17 protein-coding genes and 1 pseudogene are annotated in these 12,769 nt (G+C 55.3%); 9 read left to right on the plus strand and 9 right to left on the minus strand.

Annotated elements, in window-relative coordinates; translation table 11 throughout:
* Positions 1-14: 14 nt before the first annotated feature.
* Positions 15-295: pseudogene (locus AC3CHX_RS31590) on the minus strand (aldo/keto reductase); the annotation flags it as partial.
* Between the two features lie 198 nt (positions 296-493).
* On the opposite strand from AC3CHX_RS31590, the gene AC3CHX_RS31595 reads away from it, so the two are divergent.
* Positions 494-1,087, plus strand: coding sequence for a hypothetical protein (locus AC3CHX_RS31595; RefSeq protein WP_488645146.1), 594 nt, complete (start codon positions 494-496; stop codon positions 1,085-1,087).
* A 2-nt stretch (positions 1,088-1,089) separates the two neighbouring features.
* On the opposite strand, the gene AC3CHX_RS31600 is transcribed toward AC3CHX_RS31595, so the two are convergent.
* Positions 1,090-2,250 (minus strand): tyrosine-type recombinase/integrase, encoded by a 1,161-nt coding sequence (locus AC3CHX_RS31600; RefSeq protein ID WP_488645147.1) that lies wholly within the window; start codon positions 2,248-2,250, stop codon positions 1,090-1,092.
* A gap of 171 nt (positions 2,251-2,421) precedes the next feature.
* Here AC3CHX_RS31600 and AC3CHX_RS31605 point away from each other — a divergent pair, with 171 nt between their 5' ends.
* The 3 genes from AC3CHX_RS31605 (at position 2,422) to AC3CHX_RS31615 (ending at position 4,208) form a co-directional block, all read left to right on the plus strand.
* Positions 2,422-3,345 (plus strand): DNA-binding protein, encoded by a 924-nt coding sequence (locus AC3CHX_RS31605; RefSeq protein ID WP_488645148.1) that lies wholly within the window; start codon positions 2,422-2,424, stop codon positions 3,343-3,345.
* 84 nt (positions 3,346-3,429) lie between these two features.
* A complete protein-coding gene (locus AC3CHX_RS31610) occupies positions 3,430-3,714 on the plus strand; it encodes a nucleotidyltransferase domain-containing protein (RefSeq protein ID WP_488645149.1) in 285 nt (94 codons plus the stop codon).
* Positions 3,714-4,208, plus strand: a complete 495-nt coding sequence (locus tag AC3CHX_RS31615; RefSeq protein ID WP_488645150.1) for a hypothetical protein — start codon at positions 3,714-3,716, stop codon at positions 4,206-4,208. The genes AC3CHX_RS31610 and AC3CHX_RS31615 overlap by 1 nt, the downstream gene beginning before the upstream one ends.
* A gap of 278 nt (positions 4,209-4,486) precedes the next feature.
* On the opposite strand, the gene AC3CHX_RS31620 is transcribed toward AC3CHX_RS31615, so the two are convergent.
* Genes AC3CHX_RS31620 through AC3CHX_RS31630 form a run of 3 tightly spaced genes read right to left on the minus strand, consistent with a single transcriptional unit; the run spans position 4,487 to position 5,347 of the window.
* Positions 4,487-4,729, minus strand: a complete 243-nt coding sequence (locus tag AC3CHX_RS31620; protein ID WP_488645151.1) for a hypothetical protein — start codon at positions 4,727-4,729, stop codon at positions 4,487-4,489.
* 16 nt (positions 4,730-4,745) lie between these two features.
* Positions 4,746-5,141, minus strand: coding sequence for a type II toxin-antitoxin system VapC family toxin (locus AC3CHX_RS31625; protein ID WP_488645152.1), 396 nt, complete (start codon positions 5,139-5,141; stop codon positions 4,746-4,748).
* Positions 5,138-5,347 carry an AbrB/MazE/SpoVT family DNA-binding domain-containing protein gene (locus tag AC3CHX_RS31630; protein WP_488645153.1) on the minus strand — a complete coding sequence of 70 codons (210 nt, stop codon included), beginning with the start codon at positions 5,345-5,347 and terminating at the stop codon, positions 5,138-5,140. The genes AC3CHX_RS31625 and AC3CHX_RS31630 overlap by 4 nt, the downstream gene beginning before the upstream one ends.
* 177 nt (positions 5,348-5,524) lie before the next feature.
* Between AC3CHX_RS31630 and AC3CHX_RS31635 the strand changes: the two genes are divergently transcribed.
* The 4 genes from AC3CHX_RS31635 (at position 5,525) to AC3CHX_RS31650 (ending at position 8,058) form a co-directional block, all read left to right on the plus strand.
* A complete protein-coding gene (locus tag AC3CHX_RS31635; protein WP_488645154.1) occupies positions 5,525-6,928 on the plus strand; it encodes an ISKra4 family transposase in 1,404 nt (467 codons plus the stop codon).
* A gap of 53 nt (positions 6,929-6,981) precedes the next feature.
* Positions 6,982-7,395 carry an MmcQ/YjbR family DNA-binding protein gene (locus tag AC3CHX_RS31640; protein WP_488645155.1) on the plus strand — a complete coding sequence of 138 codons (414 nt, stop codon included), beginning with the start codon at positions 6,982-6,984 and terminating at the stop codon, positions 7,393-7,395.
* Between the two features lie 15 nt (positions 7,396-7,410).
* Positions 7,411-7,596 carry a hypothetical protein gene (locus AC3CHX_RS31645; protein ID WP_488645156.1) on the plus strand — a complete coding sequence of 62 codons (186 nt, stop codon included), beginning with the start codon at positions 7,411-7,413 and terminating at the stop codon, positions 7,594-7,596.
* Between the two features lie 111 nt (positions 7,597-7,707).
* Positions 7,708-8,058: a TfoX/Sxy family protein gene (locus AC3CHX_RS31650; RefSeq protein ID WP_488645157.1), complete on the plus strand. Its 351-nt coding sequence runs from the start codon at positions 7,708-7,710 to the stop codon at positions 8,056-8,058.
* Between the two features lie 157 nt (positions 8,059-8,215).
* Here the strand turns inward: AC3CHX_RS31650 and AC3CHX_RS31655 are convergent, their stop codons facing one another.
* Entirely contained in the window at positions 8,216-9,124 is a 909-nt protein-coding gene (locus AC3CHX_RS31655; protein WP_488645158.1) for a LysR family transcriptional regulator, read from the minus strand.
* Between the two features lie 144 nt (positions 9,125-9,268).
* Between AC3CHX_RS31655 and AC3CHX_RS31660 the strand changes: the two genes are divergently transcribed.
* Complete coding sequence (locus tag AC3CHX_RS31660) at positions 9,269-10,021, plus strand: SDR family oxidoreductase (protein WP_488645159.1); 753 nt, start codon at positions 9,269-9,271, stop codon at positions 10,019-10,021.
* A 190-nt stretch (positions 10,022-10,211) separates the two neighbouring features.
* Here AC3CHX_RS31660 and AC3CHX_RS31665 read toward each other — a convergent pair whose 3' ends face one another.
* The 3 genes from AC3CHX_RS31665 to AC3CHX_RS31675 all read right to left on the minus strand — a co-directional run bounded on the left by AC3CHX_RS31665 (position 10,212) and on the right by AC3CHX_RS31675 (position 12,736).
* Positions 10,212-10,823, minus strand: coding sequence for a recombinase family protein (locus tag AC3CHX_RS31665; RefSeq protein ID WP_488645160.1), 612 nt, complete (start codon positions 10,821-10,823; stop codon positions 10,212-10,214).
* A gap of 330 nt (positions 10,824-11,153) precedes the next feature.
* Positions 11,154-11,735, minus strand: coding sequence for a DUF7713 domain-containing protein (locus AC3CHX_RS31670; RefSeq protein ID WP_488645161.1), 582 nt, complete (start codon positions 11,733-11,735; stop codon positions 11,154-11,156).
* A 14-nt stretch (positions 11,736-11,749) separates the two neighbouring features.
* Complete coding sequence (locus AC3CHX_RS31675) at positions 11,750-12,736, minus strand: UPF0149 family protein (protein ID WP_488645162.1); 987 nt, start codon at positions 12,734-12,736, stop codon at positions 11,750-11,752.
* Between the last annotated feature and the right edge of the window lie 33 nt (positions 12,737-12,769).

The raw sequence follows: 12,769 nt of genomic DNA on the forward strand, positions 1-12,769 counted from the left end.
TGGGAATAACAGATGGCCGACAAATCGACAGCTGCCGCACCGACGTTATCTTCCAGGCGATGCAGCTTGGTGGATGCCAGGAATCGGCGCGATTCACGGCTTCTGCGCCGGCAGCCAAGCGATCATGATCTGCGCCCGTGGCGTCCTTGCCGTGGGCGATCCGGCTGAGCACCTCGATGATGCCCGCATTGGCCTTGCGGTTTTCCTCGGAGAAGCGCGGCACGATGTTGCGGAAGTCGGTCTTGTCGAACGAGGTGTTCGTGTCGATTGCGCCGGTCAGGAACGCTCCACCAAGGAGCCGTGGTTGCATCCGACCCACTTCGGGACATCCTGACAACGGCAATTGCTTTGCGGAAGCGGCAATTCTGACGACATATGCACCGTCCTCCACTTTCAGTCGGAGATCGCGCATACCCTAAGCCAAGAGCTGTTGCGGACGACCGAGGTTTGGGTTCATCGCTGCTATTGGAACTATGTAGAGCTATCCGACGCGATGCGCGATGATAAAGAACTCGCCGCCGGTCGCGCGCAGGTGGAGGCTGCTGCGCTTGCGTTCCACGATATCGTAAACGCCATGCCCGACTTTGTAATTTACAAAACGTTAGTCGGATACGATTCGGTGTTTTCGCCTGCCTGGCACGACAAAGAGTCCTGCTATAAGAAACCGACAGAGTATCGGGCCGAGCAGGTCGAAGCGCTACTTAGCTCGGTCGACGAGGCTAACGCGGATGCGTGGTTCGACAGGATTAGCCGGAATGCGCGGACCGAGTCCGACGACTTCGCCACCTTTCCCGGGTTCGGAAATTTCCTCGAAGGACTGGCGGTGGCTAAACCGGCAATCGCTTTAAACGACATCGAGCGGATCGAAGGGCCGCTCGCACACTTCTTGTCTCGCATGTTGGCCGGGCTGATGCGAAGCACCGAACGTGCGATAGCGTTTGCACGGATTGACGGCATGGCTGCATGCAGGTGTGCATATCGGCCAGATGCATGGTATCTGCGTTTCGCAGAGCCGTTCGATGAAGCTCTGCTTCGACGTACTCTCGGCAGTGCGGTCCAGCCGCGGCGGCAACCGTATTCACACTGACGTTAATCTATTTTTGGCTTCTGGCGCGAACCCATCAGCTCATCATGGCGCTCATGATCGGTCTTGTGCAGATAGCGGGCCGTCGTGGCGATATTCGCATGACCGGCCGTATCCTGCAGCGTTTTCAATTGCACGCCGTGATTGGCGTGATGGGTCAACATGGAGTGGCGCAGCCAGTGCGCCGACGCCGCGCGCAGGCTGGCTGCCGTATCGTTGTCGCCACGCACGGCCGCGCTGTCGGCCGCGGCCGCGAACAGCGCCTTCAGCGCCTGCGCCGCCGTCTCATCGGTTACGCCTACGAGATCTTTTCGCCGCGTCGACAGCACTAGCGGCGTTGCATCGGCCCGGTGCGTCTGCGGTGTGAGGCCAAACGCTTCCCGATAGCGCCGGAAGACGTCCAGCATCTCCGGCGACACCGGCAGCCGGCGCGGTTTGTTGCCCTTGCCGAGCACGTCGAGCCACCAGCGGCCATCGCCCTCATTGTAGATGGAGCCCATGGTCGCCCCAACGATCTCGGACAGACGGGCACCGGTCGCTGCGTACGCGACCAGCAGGAAGCGGTCGCGCGCCTGCCGTTTCCGGTCCAGCGGCGGCTCGCACGCGGCAAGCGTCGCCAGCGCCAGGTTGATCGCGTCCTGGGTCAGGTAGCGCGTGATGCGCGCCCCCGCCTGCGCTTTCACATTTTTCACGAGGGCGCCCGGATCGCGCCGCAAATAACCGGTCTTTTCGGCGTAGGCGAGCAAGCCTTTGACAGCCACCAGCGCCTGCCGACGCGAGCCATCGGACAGCGGGCCGCTGAAAGGGCGGTAACGTTCGTCGGTGCGCGGCCATTTTGTCGTCGACACCCAGTCCGCCGGCGGATTTTTCAGAAACTCTTTATAAGCATTCAAGTCGGCCACGCGTAAGGCGCGCAATGGCTTCCCGGCTTCCTCGCGGCACCAGGTCAGAAAGCGGAACAGCTCCTTTTGCGCATTCGCCCGTGAGCTCGGCGTCAATTCGGCCCGCCCCAGGTATTCGCGGGCGATTTCCGCGTCCGAGCGGGCGCTGGTAATGGCGTCCGGCGCGATCCCGAAATGTTCCACGGCAGCGGCGCAGTGTTGATCCGCGCGCGCCAACTCCAGTGCCGGCGCGGGTGTCAGGTCGATCAGGTCGAATTTGATCATATTGTTCCACGCCGAATGAATTGGTCAGATCGCCATTCTATCACTGCCCTCTTACTAATCGACAATATAAGCAGTAATCTCGAATGAGTGCCCTATAAAGTAAAAATACTGACGACAATCATAAAATTAGATATGATATTTAAAATTCAAACAATGCATAGCGGAGGGTTCATGGCAGTCGGCAAAGTCGTAGATCGCAAGCACCTCGTGTGGGCCGCCTGCGATGAACTGGCCAAAAAGGGCATCAAGCCGTCGGTGTCGGCCATCAAGCGCGCGGGACTGCCGCTACGTGGTTCCGACCCGGATGTGCAGCGCGATGTGAATGACTGGTTTGAAGGCGTGCTTCGAGCCCATACCAACAAGCATGAGGTGGCCGGAATTCCCCAGACCTTGACCACGCTGCTGGCGGGTGTAGTCGAGGCCATCAGAGAGGAAGCCCGGCGAGAATTAGAGTTGGATCGCCAAGCGATGGATGAGAAAATCGCCGTTGCCGTCGACATGTCGGTGCACGCGGATGTTAGAACTGCCGAAGCGTTAGCCCGGGCGCGTGATTTGGTCGGCGAGTTGGCCGTGGCCAACGAAAGTATTGCTGGCCGAGATGAAACCGTTCGGCGCCTGGAGGAAGCGCTGACGGCAATGCGTACCACCGCTGCCGCGATCGAGGAGCGTCACGCTGGCCAGCTTCAGACACGCGACGAACGCATCGCTGCCCTCACCGCCGACTTCGCCCGCAAGGAAGCCGACTACGCGGCGCGCATCGCCGAGCTCGATGGCGTCCGCAAGCACGCGCTGCGCCAGATCGACGAGTCGCGCACCGAGTCGCGCCACTGGAAAGCGGAATTCGATCGCGTCGACGCTGAAAACAAATCCAGTGTCGTCACCTATCGGCAGCGTGCATCGGCGCTCGATGCCGAACTGGCAGGCGTGCGGGGGCGGCTTGGCGCTGTCGAGGAGTCGCTGGCGGCGTCACGGCAGCGTTGTGCTCTTCTCGAAGGCGAAGTGGCGACTACGCATGGCCGCGACCCGGCCGCAGTACCGAGACGCCTTGGGGCCGGCAAGTTACGTGGAGGGACCACGATGAAACGCAGGAAGTGATAAACCAAAAAATGCTACTCTCGCGTCGCACGGACTGATTGGCGTCATAATTCGTACTGTGTAATTCATTACTCTGGAAGCGTCATGAGACTAACAAGCGCGGAAACGACCGTCATTAAAACGATACTCTCCCACATCGATCCATCGGGGGAAATCTATCTGTTCGGCTCGCGCGCGGATGACAACCGCAAAGGGGGTGACATTGACATTTTTTTCCAGGCCTCGAAGTACATCGACTTCAAGGAAAAATTGCTGCTACAGCACAGATTAACGGCAGGATGCGACACCAAGGTCGATCTGGTCATCAAGAACCCTGGCGATAGTGAGCAGAATATCCATACAATTGCAAAGATGGGAGTAAAACTTTGATGGACAAGACAAGCATAGGCCACAGAAAATTTCTGATCGAAAATGTTGCAGCGTGCGGCGAAAGAATTAAAAGTCTTTCTTATTCCATTGAAAAAAACAGCGCGCTGTTTCCTTTGAGTTTGGGCTCGCTGGATGCACTCAATGAAGACCAAAAGGAATCGATCGATGCGTTGATTCTGCGTTATTCCCAATGTGTTGCCATGATCCAGGATCAGATTTTCCGTGGTATTCTTCTGGCTGCACAGGAAGATGTCAGTGATAAATCGAATCGCGACAAATCACTGCTAATGGAAAAACTCGGCGCCATTAAATCCGCAGACGAATTCGGCGTTGCCGCGGTTCTTAGAAACAAATTTGCGCATTTTTATCCGGAACAAAGCCAGGACCAGCTGGAAAAACTTAATCTCGTTATTATTGAGTCGCGTTTTGCTGTCGACACGTTTGCCATGATTATTTCCTACGCAGAAGAAAAAGGATTGCTCATCGTTGATTAAAACGATGTGCGACGCTTAGGTTCGGCCGTCTGAGAGCAGTTATTCCTGGTTTGCGAAGATGGATTGCAGGTTGGCGCGATTAATTGCAGGTTCATTTACAGCTAATGTCGGTTTGCGGGGTGGATACTTGCAGTTAATTCTGGCTCAAAATAGCGTTGATTGCTGGTCGGGCCGGTTTTGATTTCAGGTCGTTACAGCTAGCGCCCTCGTGACGCAAATCGTGAAAGCGCAACCCCACCATAAATTTTGGATCCGGTTTTACCCCTTTTCCTCGACTATCAGTGAACATTGCGGGTCAAGACTTCAATATCCTGGCTCATACCTTGATTAAATCGTTTGATCGCATGCGTTGCGTTATCTTCTTTTGATCCATGACCATGTGTAGCTGCCTGGGCAGAGAGCGTTTTACTCGCCACGCCGAATGCTGCAACCGCTTCATCCCAAGAGAGTCCCGACGCCATCGCTAATTTGATAGCGTCAGCAGCCAGCGTGCCAATCAACTCTTTTAATTTTTGTGACATGCTCATTTTCCTCTTGTCAATTCACGAGCCGCATGCCAGCAGTTTTGGCTGCGTTTCCATCAAATGTAACGGTATATTCGCAACCTACCTTGTTCGCGGATCGCTCGATGAGGCAATCCGAAAAATCAGCTTTTGACCCTGCAAAAATATTCAGCGCCTTGATCGCTGTTTCAGCGTTTTCCACCACCAACTCTTGGGTTCGAAGCAGCATTTCAAGAATTTCGACGATCTCAGGCTTGGTCGCCTCGTAGCAGCCCTGCATTACCCACACCAATTCAACCAGCGACACGAGTGTAATGAATCCCGGTTCTTCGTTGGACAGAGCATTGATTACGGCCGTAGCGCGTGGTGACTGCTTCGGGTCGTCCTGAGCGATGTATCGCACCAGGACATTGGTATCAAGACCTATCATCGCGCCTTGGCTCCATGCGAGGCAATTGCTTGGTTCATACTCTCGATCGACACAGGCACAACAGGTTTGCGCAGCATGCCCTTCAGGGCTAGCACGGGGCTAGTGGCCGGGACGATTGCGTACTTGCCCTTTTCGGTTTCAACAAACTCGATCCGGCTGCCGGCGTCGAGCCCAAGTGCCGTCAACCGAAGCAAATCTGCAAACAAGTCGAAATTCGTAAGTCACTGAATTTACAGTGATGGCTCTTTTTTTGTGGGACTGTTAAAAATGTGGTGGGTAATTGCCTATAATCATGATGAGCAGAGTGTTCGGGTGTTGGAAATGAGGGGTGAGTAAGCAACTCGGGGGAGAGCAACATTAAGATCGTCGTTCGGGCTGAACTGGTGACGGATTGGGGCGATACCACAACAATCGAAGTGGCGCGATTTGACCGCCCTGTCCACTTACTCGACCCAGAGTCGATTGGATTATCGCTTGCCGATGGAAAGCAACTGCTCTCCGGGTTGCAACAAGTAGTAATCCCGGCGCAAGCGGACGAGTACTGCGAAACCCGACGCGTGTGCAGTAATTGCCGACGACAGACGCAACTGAAGGACTATAGACGACTCAAGATTGATACCGTATTCGGTACAGTCAGCGTTCGTAGTCCGAGACTAATGTCGTGTCCATGCGAACCACCCTTCTATTTGGAGGTCCTGTTTAGCCCGTTATCGAAAATCCTACCGGAACGTGCAGCACCGGACCTGCTCCTGCTGCAGTCAAGGCTGGCCGCGAAGATGTCATACCGGCAGGTAGTCGTGATGATGAAAGAATTCTTGCCTGGGACTGAAAAGCTAAATCATGTGACAGTACGGAATAGGACATTACGGGTAGGGGCAAGGATAGACGCTATTGAATTGGCACCCGGCGAAGCACTATCACCGGACACGGAGTGGTCAATCGCGGTCGACGGCGGATTCGTGCGAGGACAAGAGGAGGTACGGCCGGCCTCGTTCGAGATACTGACGGGACGTCTTGCTGCTTCAGGGGTGAAGCCTCGCGTTTTCGCTTGCGTGCGTAGCGAAGTTCCGTCGATTGCAGACAGATTTGCCGCATTGCTTCAGACATGTGCAGGAACCACGTCTCCAAAGGTTTGTGTGATGACGGATGGCGGCAATGGCGTCCAGAGCATACATCGTCAGTTGCCGTTCCCCGTAACGCCCATCCTGGACTGGTTCCATATCTCTATGCGTATCCGATATCTGGAGCAAATCTCGAAAGGTATGCAGGCACGGTCCGAGACAGAAACGCATACAAAGAATCTCCTGCATCGACAGATGACAAAGCTGCGATGGTGCTTTTGGCATGCCAGCTTCGAGAAAGCTGAGGATAAAATCCGACAGGCGCTTGTGCTGTGCCGAATCATCGTCGCAGAAACGCCTGCCTTTGAAGAGAGCATGCGTCATCTGGACTATCGATTGCGAGATCTTTGGGCATACATAAAGGGCAACAAGACTTCACTTGTCGCCTATGCAAAGCGACAGAAAGCAAACAAGCCGATTTCAACAGCGATGGCAGAATCTGCGGTCAACCAAATCATCAATGCCCGAATGTGCAAGCGCCAACACATGAGGTGGACAACCCGCGGGGCGCATTTGCTTGCACAAGTACGGTGTGCCGTGATCAATGACGATCTTCCGGCGAAGCTTGCCGCTTATTACAAGAAAATGAGCGAATTGCCGGAGCACATAAGCCGATTCCTTGAACTTTTACGTCAGGGTGCTGAGCAAGAACCCCAGCCTTTTTAACAGTCCCGACAAAAACACGCGAGTCCTACAGGCTCAAGGAGAAAGGTGTTCGTATGAACGTGCGCGATTCCGGCGACCAGAGGTTAGGTACAAGAGGCGCTTCGAAGCGCCAACTTCAGCCGCTGGCGCGAAAAGTAGCGGCATCGTTGCCAGGTGTGAGCCACGGCCGCCCATTCGTGGAAAAGCTGGACGTATACAAGGTCGGCGACAAAATTTTCATGATCGTGACCGACGATCCCGACGAAAGAATTATCACACTAAAAGCCGACCCGCATCATGCGAGTGCGCTGCGGGATCACTTCCAAACGGTGACTTTTGGACGTTACCTGGACAAGGGGCACTGGATCTCCGTCGGCGCGGGCCACGGCATCACCCCGCAGTTGATCACTGAACTGGTCAATACATCCTATCAGTTGGTCGTCGAAAGCATGCCTGTGCATGACAGGCCGAAGAAGAGTAGGACGTAAGCAAAGAGCCAAGAGGTGATCCAAGCTGTCGAGGTGCGTGGCGACCGGGTGCTCAAGCTGAAAAACATCGGCGTATCGATCTCGGTGAGCACTCGATTCCAGACGCTCACCGCCATTAGGCTGGGCGACATCACGTTGGGTAAAACCACCCCGTCGCCTTTCGGTGGAGAGGCCCACTGGCGCTCTCACCCAGATTGCTGAGACGTCAAATAACTCGATCCAGCGTTACTTGCTGGGTGTCGATGGATCATCGAAGGCACAGCCTCCAGGCCAAGGGCCGGACAAACCACCTCAAGAAAATGGACCCAAGCAATGACCCAGCAATCCCGGAAGGCCCAAGAACTTGCAGATCATTACGTAGATCAGCTCTCCTCCTGGGCGAAGATCACTACGCGGCCGTTGTTCGGTGCCGTCGGACTCTATCGGCACGATCATGTCTTTGCCATGGTTTGGCATGGGGGACTCTACTTCAAGGTTGATGACGACTCGCGCAAAAATTACGAGGCCGCAGGTTCCCATGCCCTGGGCTACGTGAGCAAAGGCGAAGAACATGCGCTGAAATCTTACTGGGAGGTGCCCGCCGACGTGGCCGAGGATCATGAGCAACTGCAGCAGTGGGCTGAGCGCGCCGACCGCGCGGCGGCCAAGAGCGCGAAGGGTTGATTCACGGCGATGGCGCTCCTGGACGCTGCTAGGGCCGATTCGCTCGAACAATTTGCGCCAGCCACGCGTTCTTGGTTCAGCGAGACGTTCCCATCGTCCACTTCCGTGCAGGCAGCAGCCTGGGCGGCTAGCGGACAACCACTTCCTGTCGATAGCATTATTGCGCTACTTGCAGCTGAGGGGCGTTAAGAGCGGGAACCTTGGAAAACGCCTCAGCGATGAAATCCATGAATACAACTGCCCGAGTTGGAAGCAGGCGGTTTGCAACATAAATGATTTGAACCGGCACCGGAGGTGCAGTGTGTTGCATCAGCAGTAATTGCAAATTGCCGTTCCTGAGACCTTCCTCAAATAGCCATTCCGGCCCATGGCCGATTCCCAGTCCTGCATTGACCGATTCGCGCACGGCCTCAGGCGAGTTAACCCGGAACCGGCCAGATACCGGAACTTCGGCACCCCGGAAGCGCCATGTCGCACCTGACGACAGCAAGGTGTAGATGACGCAATCGTGGCTGCGTAGATCCTCGGGTATGACGGGGACGCCGCGCTGAGCGAGATACCCCTTGCTGGCGACGAACACGCGCTCGAACAAGCCGATGCGCCGCGCGCGTAGCGCGCTGTCGTCCAGATGGCCGATCCGAATCGCCAGCTCAGCACCCTCATCGACCAGATTCACATAGCGATCATTGATCTGGAGATCGAGCGACAATGCTGGATAGCGTGCCAGGAACGCCGGGACATGCGGCAATACGAATGCGTGGGCCAGAGCGGTCGGGCAGGCAACGCGCAGCAATCCGGAGGGATCGACGCTCTGCCTGAAAGACGATTCTGACTCCGCCACCGCGTCCAGGATGCGCCGGACTTCCGCATAGTAGCGTTCGCCCTCGGGTGTCAGCGCGAGCTTGCGCGTTGACCGGTGCAGCAATCGCGTTTGTAAATGCTCCTCCAATGCCGCGACATAGCGGCTGATATTCGGCTGTCCCAAGCCCAGGTCACGGCCGGCGGCGGAAAAGCTGCCTGTTTCCACCGCACGCGCGAAGCATGTCATCACAAGAAATCGGTCCAAAGTTAAATCCTCCATTCATACGCTACGAGCATGAAACATATACAAAGATATGATCTTATAGAATTTCAAGCATGAGCGCATAGTTCTCCCCACGGCAGGTCAGCCAACGTTGGTTGACCATGAATAATCGACAGGAGAATTTTTATGTCCCGCTTGCAAGGCAAACGTACTCTCATCACCGGCGGCACCAGTGGCATTGGCCTCGAAACAGCCAAGCAGTTCCTCGCCGAAGGCGCACGCGTCATCGTCACCGGCGTCAATCCGGATTCCATTGCGAAGGCCAAGGCGGAACTTGGCACCGAGGTTCTGGTGCTGCGCGCCGATTCAGCCAACGTGGTCGCTCAGAAGGAGTTGGCGCAAGCCGTCCTGTCTCACTATGGTCAGCTCGATATCGCCTTTCTCAACGCCGGCGTATCCGTTTGGGCGCCGATCGAAGAGTGGACGGAAGAAATGTTCGATCGCTCGTTCGACATCAACGTCAAGGGGCCCTACTTCCTGATCCAGGCGCTGTTGCCTGTCTTCGCGAACCCCGCATCGGTGGTGCTCAATACGTCGATCAACGCGCACGTCGGCGCGGCGCATTCGTCGGTATATGCCGCGACCAAGGCTGCATTTCTGAACATGTCGAAGACGCTTTCGAGCGAACTGCTCGGACGCGGCATTCGCGTCAACGCCGTCAGTCCTGGCCCGGTTGAAACGCCGCTGTACGACAAGCTCGGCATTCCCGATGCCTACCGCGACCAGGTCAACAAGGACATTGCCGCAACCATTCCGTTCGGCCGCTTCGGCACGCCGGAGGAAGTGGCCAAGGCGGTGCTGTACCTCGCTTCCGACGAGTCCCGATGGACTGTCGGCTCCGAAATCATCGTTGACGGCGGCCGCACGCTCAACGGCTGATTGCAGACGACACCTGAAGGAGCGCTCTCATGACGACTCTTTCTACCAGTCTTTGAGCTCTCCTTTGTTCGTTTTTTTTACTTCTGCGCGCGTTTCATCGGTACATGCAGCCGAGCAGGGTCTGGACAATGTATTACCTTGTGGGGGTTGTACGCCCAAATCCACGAAAATTTCAGAGTTCCCATTTTTCTCAGCGTCCCAGCATCTTTTGACCGTCTTGGCGCAGCGCGCCGTCAGGGCCAAGATGCCGGTAAAGGGTCTGACGCGTGACCCCCAACTCCTTGCATAGTTCGCTCACGACCGTTTCCTTTTTACCCATGGCGGCCATGGCCAGGCGCAATTTCGCCGGCGTCATCTTGTACTGGCCACCTCCATTGCGTCCACGCGCGCGGGCTGACGCCAAGCCCACCTTGGTACGTTCTGAAATCAGCGCCCGCTCAAATTCAGTCAAGGCCGCAAAGATGCCGAACACCAGTTGACCTTCAGGCGTCCTAGTATTGATGGAGGCGCCATGACCCGTCAACACTTGGAAACCAACACCTTTGGTTGTCAACTCGTGCACCGTGTTGATGAGGTGACGCAAATTGCGGCCGAGACGATCAAGTTTCCACACCAGCAGCGTGTCGCCTGCCCGCAGCGCTTTCAGGCAGCTGATCAGTCCAGGCCGTGCATCCAGGCTTCCCGATGCCAAATCTTCATACATGTGCTCAGCCTCAATGCCGGCGGCCAGCAATGCATCTCTTTGCATGTCCAAAACCTGGGAGCCATCCGCCTTGGAAACGCGCATGTAGCCGATCAGCATCGTGTCACCTGAACGAACGTTTGCGTGACATGCGCCAGATGGGTCGATTGAATACAAAAATATGTCACTTTGCTAGTCACTTAGTCAGTGTATCGTGAACCATTGAAGATTTTGACTATATTACATTCCCATGCATACCAACCATATCCTCTTGAAGGTCCCACATGCGCGGTGACCACAATGCGCGACTGACAATCCTTTCAGAGGCCGAAAAAAACGCCCTCTACGGCATTCCAAATTTGGCTATTAATGCCCAACCCCTCGAAAAGGTAAAATTGGCTATTCAAGCTCGTCCTCGGCGCATTTGCGATGAACGGGACTTATGCAGGTTCAGACGTCCTCACTTGGATCAGCGAGGTGCAGTCTGAATTGCCAGCCCTCAAAGGTCATTAACATCTCACCGAACTCTTCCCAAGATATTTCTCGGCCGTCGACCACTACCAGCGGCATGCGGACGTCGGCGTCCAAATCAGATTCGATGCGCCCGCGCACCGTTTGGTCGATAATTTGCAGCCCGAGTTGGCCGCCCTCTACATGTTTGACGGCAAGCGCACGGCGCATTTTTTGGATGAGACGCCCCAGCAGGGAAAATAAGTCTTCTTCAGGGTCGGCTACCTGTTGAAACAGGTAGCCGCCAGGGCTTCCATTCTGAAGCTCAAAAGCCTCTATCGACACAATGTGCCCCATCAGACGCGTACGAAAATGAAACTCGTGCTTCTGGCCGGTACAGTCGTCGATACCAATCGGTTCGAGCCGGATGTTCTCAAAATCATCCAGACCGCAGCGTTTGGCGACCTCTGCGTTGTAGCATCGTGTGCAAAGCTGTCGATAACCGCTATCCGTTGAACCATAGTGGATGATGTCGTAGCTGGGTGAAATTTCGTTGCACCCAGCGCAATGGATTTGCTGCATGTTGATCTTCCGCTTCAATGTAAAGATGGTGTGGTGCCGTCCGCGACGCAACATTTTTTGAATTTCTTTCCACTGCCGCAGGGACACGGATCATTGCGTCCAATCTTCGGACCACCACGAATTATGGTTACGGCCTCTTTCTGCGCATCGAAATCAAATGCGCCTCTGAACTGCCCAAGCGGCTGATTACCGCGATTGTATTTCCAATATTCATGAATTTTCATGAGCGATGATTCGATTTCGTTCATCCACTTGTCGGCATCGTTAGCGCTTTCGGTAATCGCGATGCCATCATCGGTTCCCAAGCGCAGGAATGGCGTCAACCATGCAGGCTGCCCAACGGCTAACAGGCTCCAATCTTGTTCGTTGAACTGGAAACCGAGAAGGAAGCCTTCGCACCATTCTGCCGCACCCCAGCAAACATCTCGCCAGAATATTGGTTCAAATGACGCAGGATCAGTATTGAAAGTATCCATCACCGAATTATAGTGACGCATGATTAGCGACATGATCCGGTTTGCCTGCTCCTCGTCTTTGAATGCCGGTTCGGCTTCGCCTTCCTCCATGTCCCAGATCCAAAACAACCACTCCGATGGCAACGCAATCTGTGGACCAATGGCAATGGCGGTCAAAAAGCCATCCAGCGTGGAGACATCCATCGACGTTTTCTCGATATCCTCGTCGCCAAGGAAGTCGTCAAGTTCCTCCAATTCGGCGTTCGACAACGGATGATCCAGTGCCATCGCCGCTATACCATCGGATGGCGAACCAATCAACGAATCGATTCCTTCCTCATCGATCGTGTTGAATGCTTTATTCAGCGCATCTCGGTCGCTTCCAAACGAAGCGTCCCAGACGGTGGAGTTGCCGTATTCATCGACCACTTCCAGAAGCCAGCCGCCTTCGCCGTTTTCGTATATTTCGACTTGTACGGTCTTTCCGTCGCGTGTCACTGACTGACTAAGTGGTGAATCGGTTGGGACTTGGTCGAGATTAATCATTTCTTGGAAATGCTGCCCATGTCCAGGTGCCTC

The sequence above is a fragment of the Glaciimonas sp. OK215 genome, assembly GCF_057787885.1.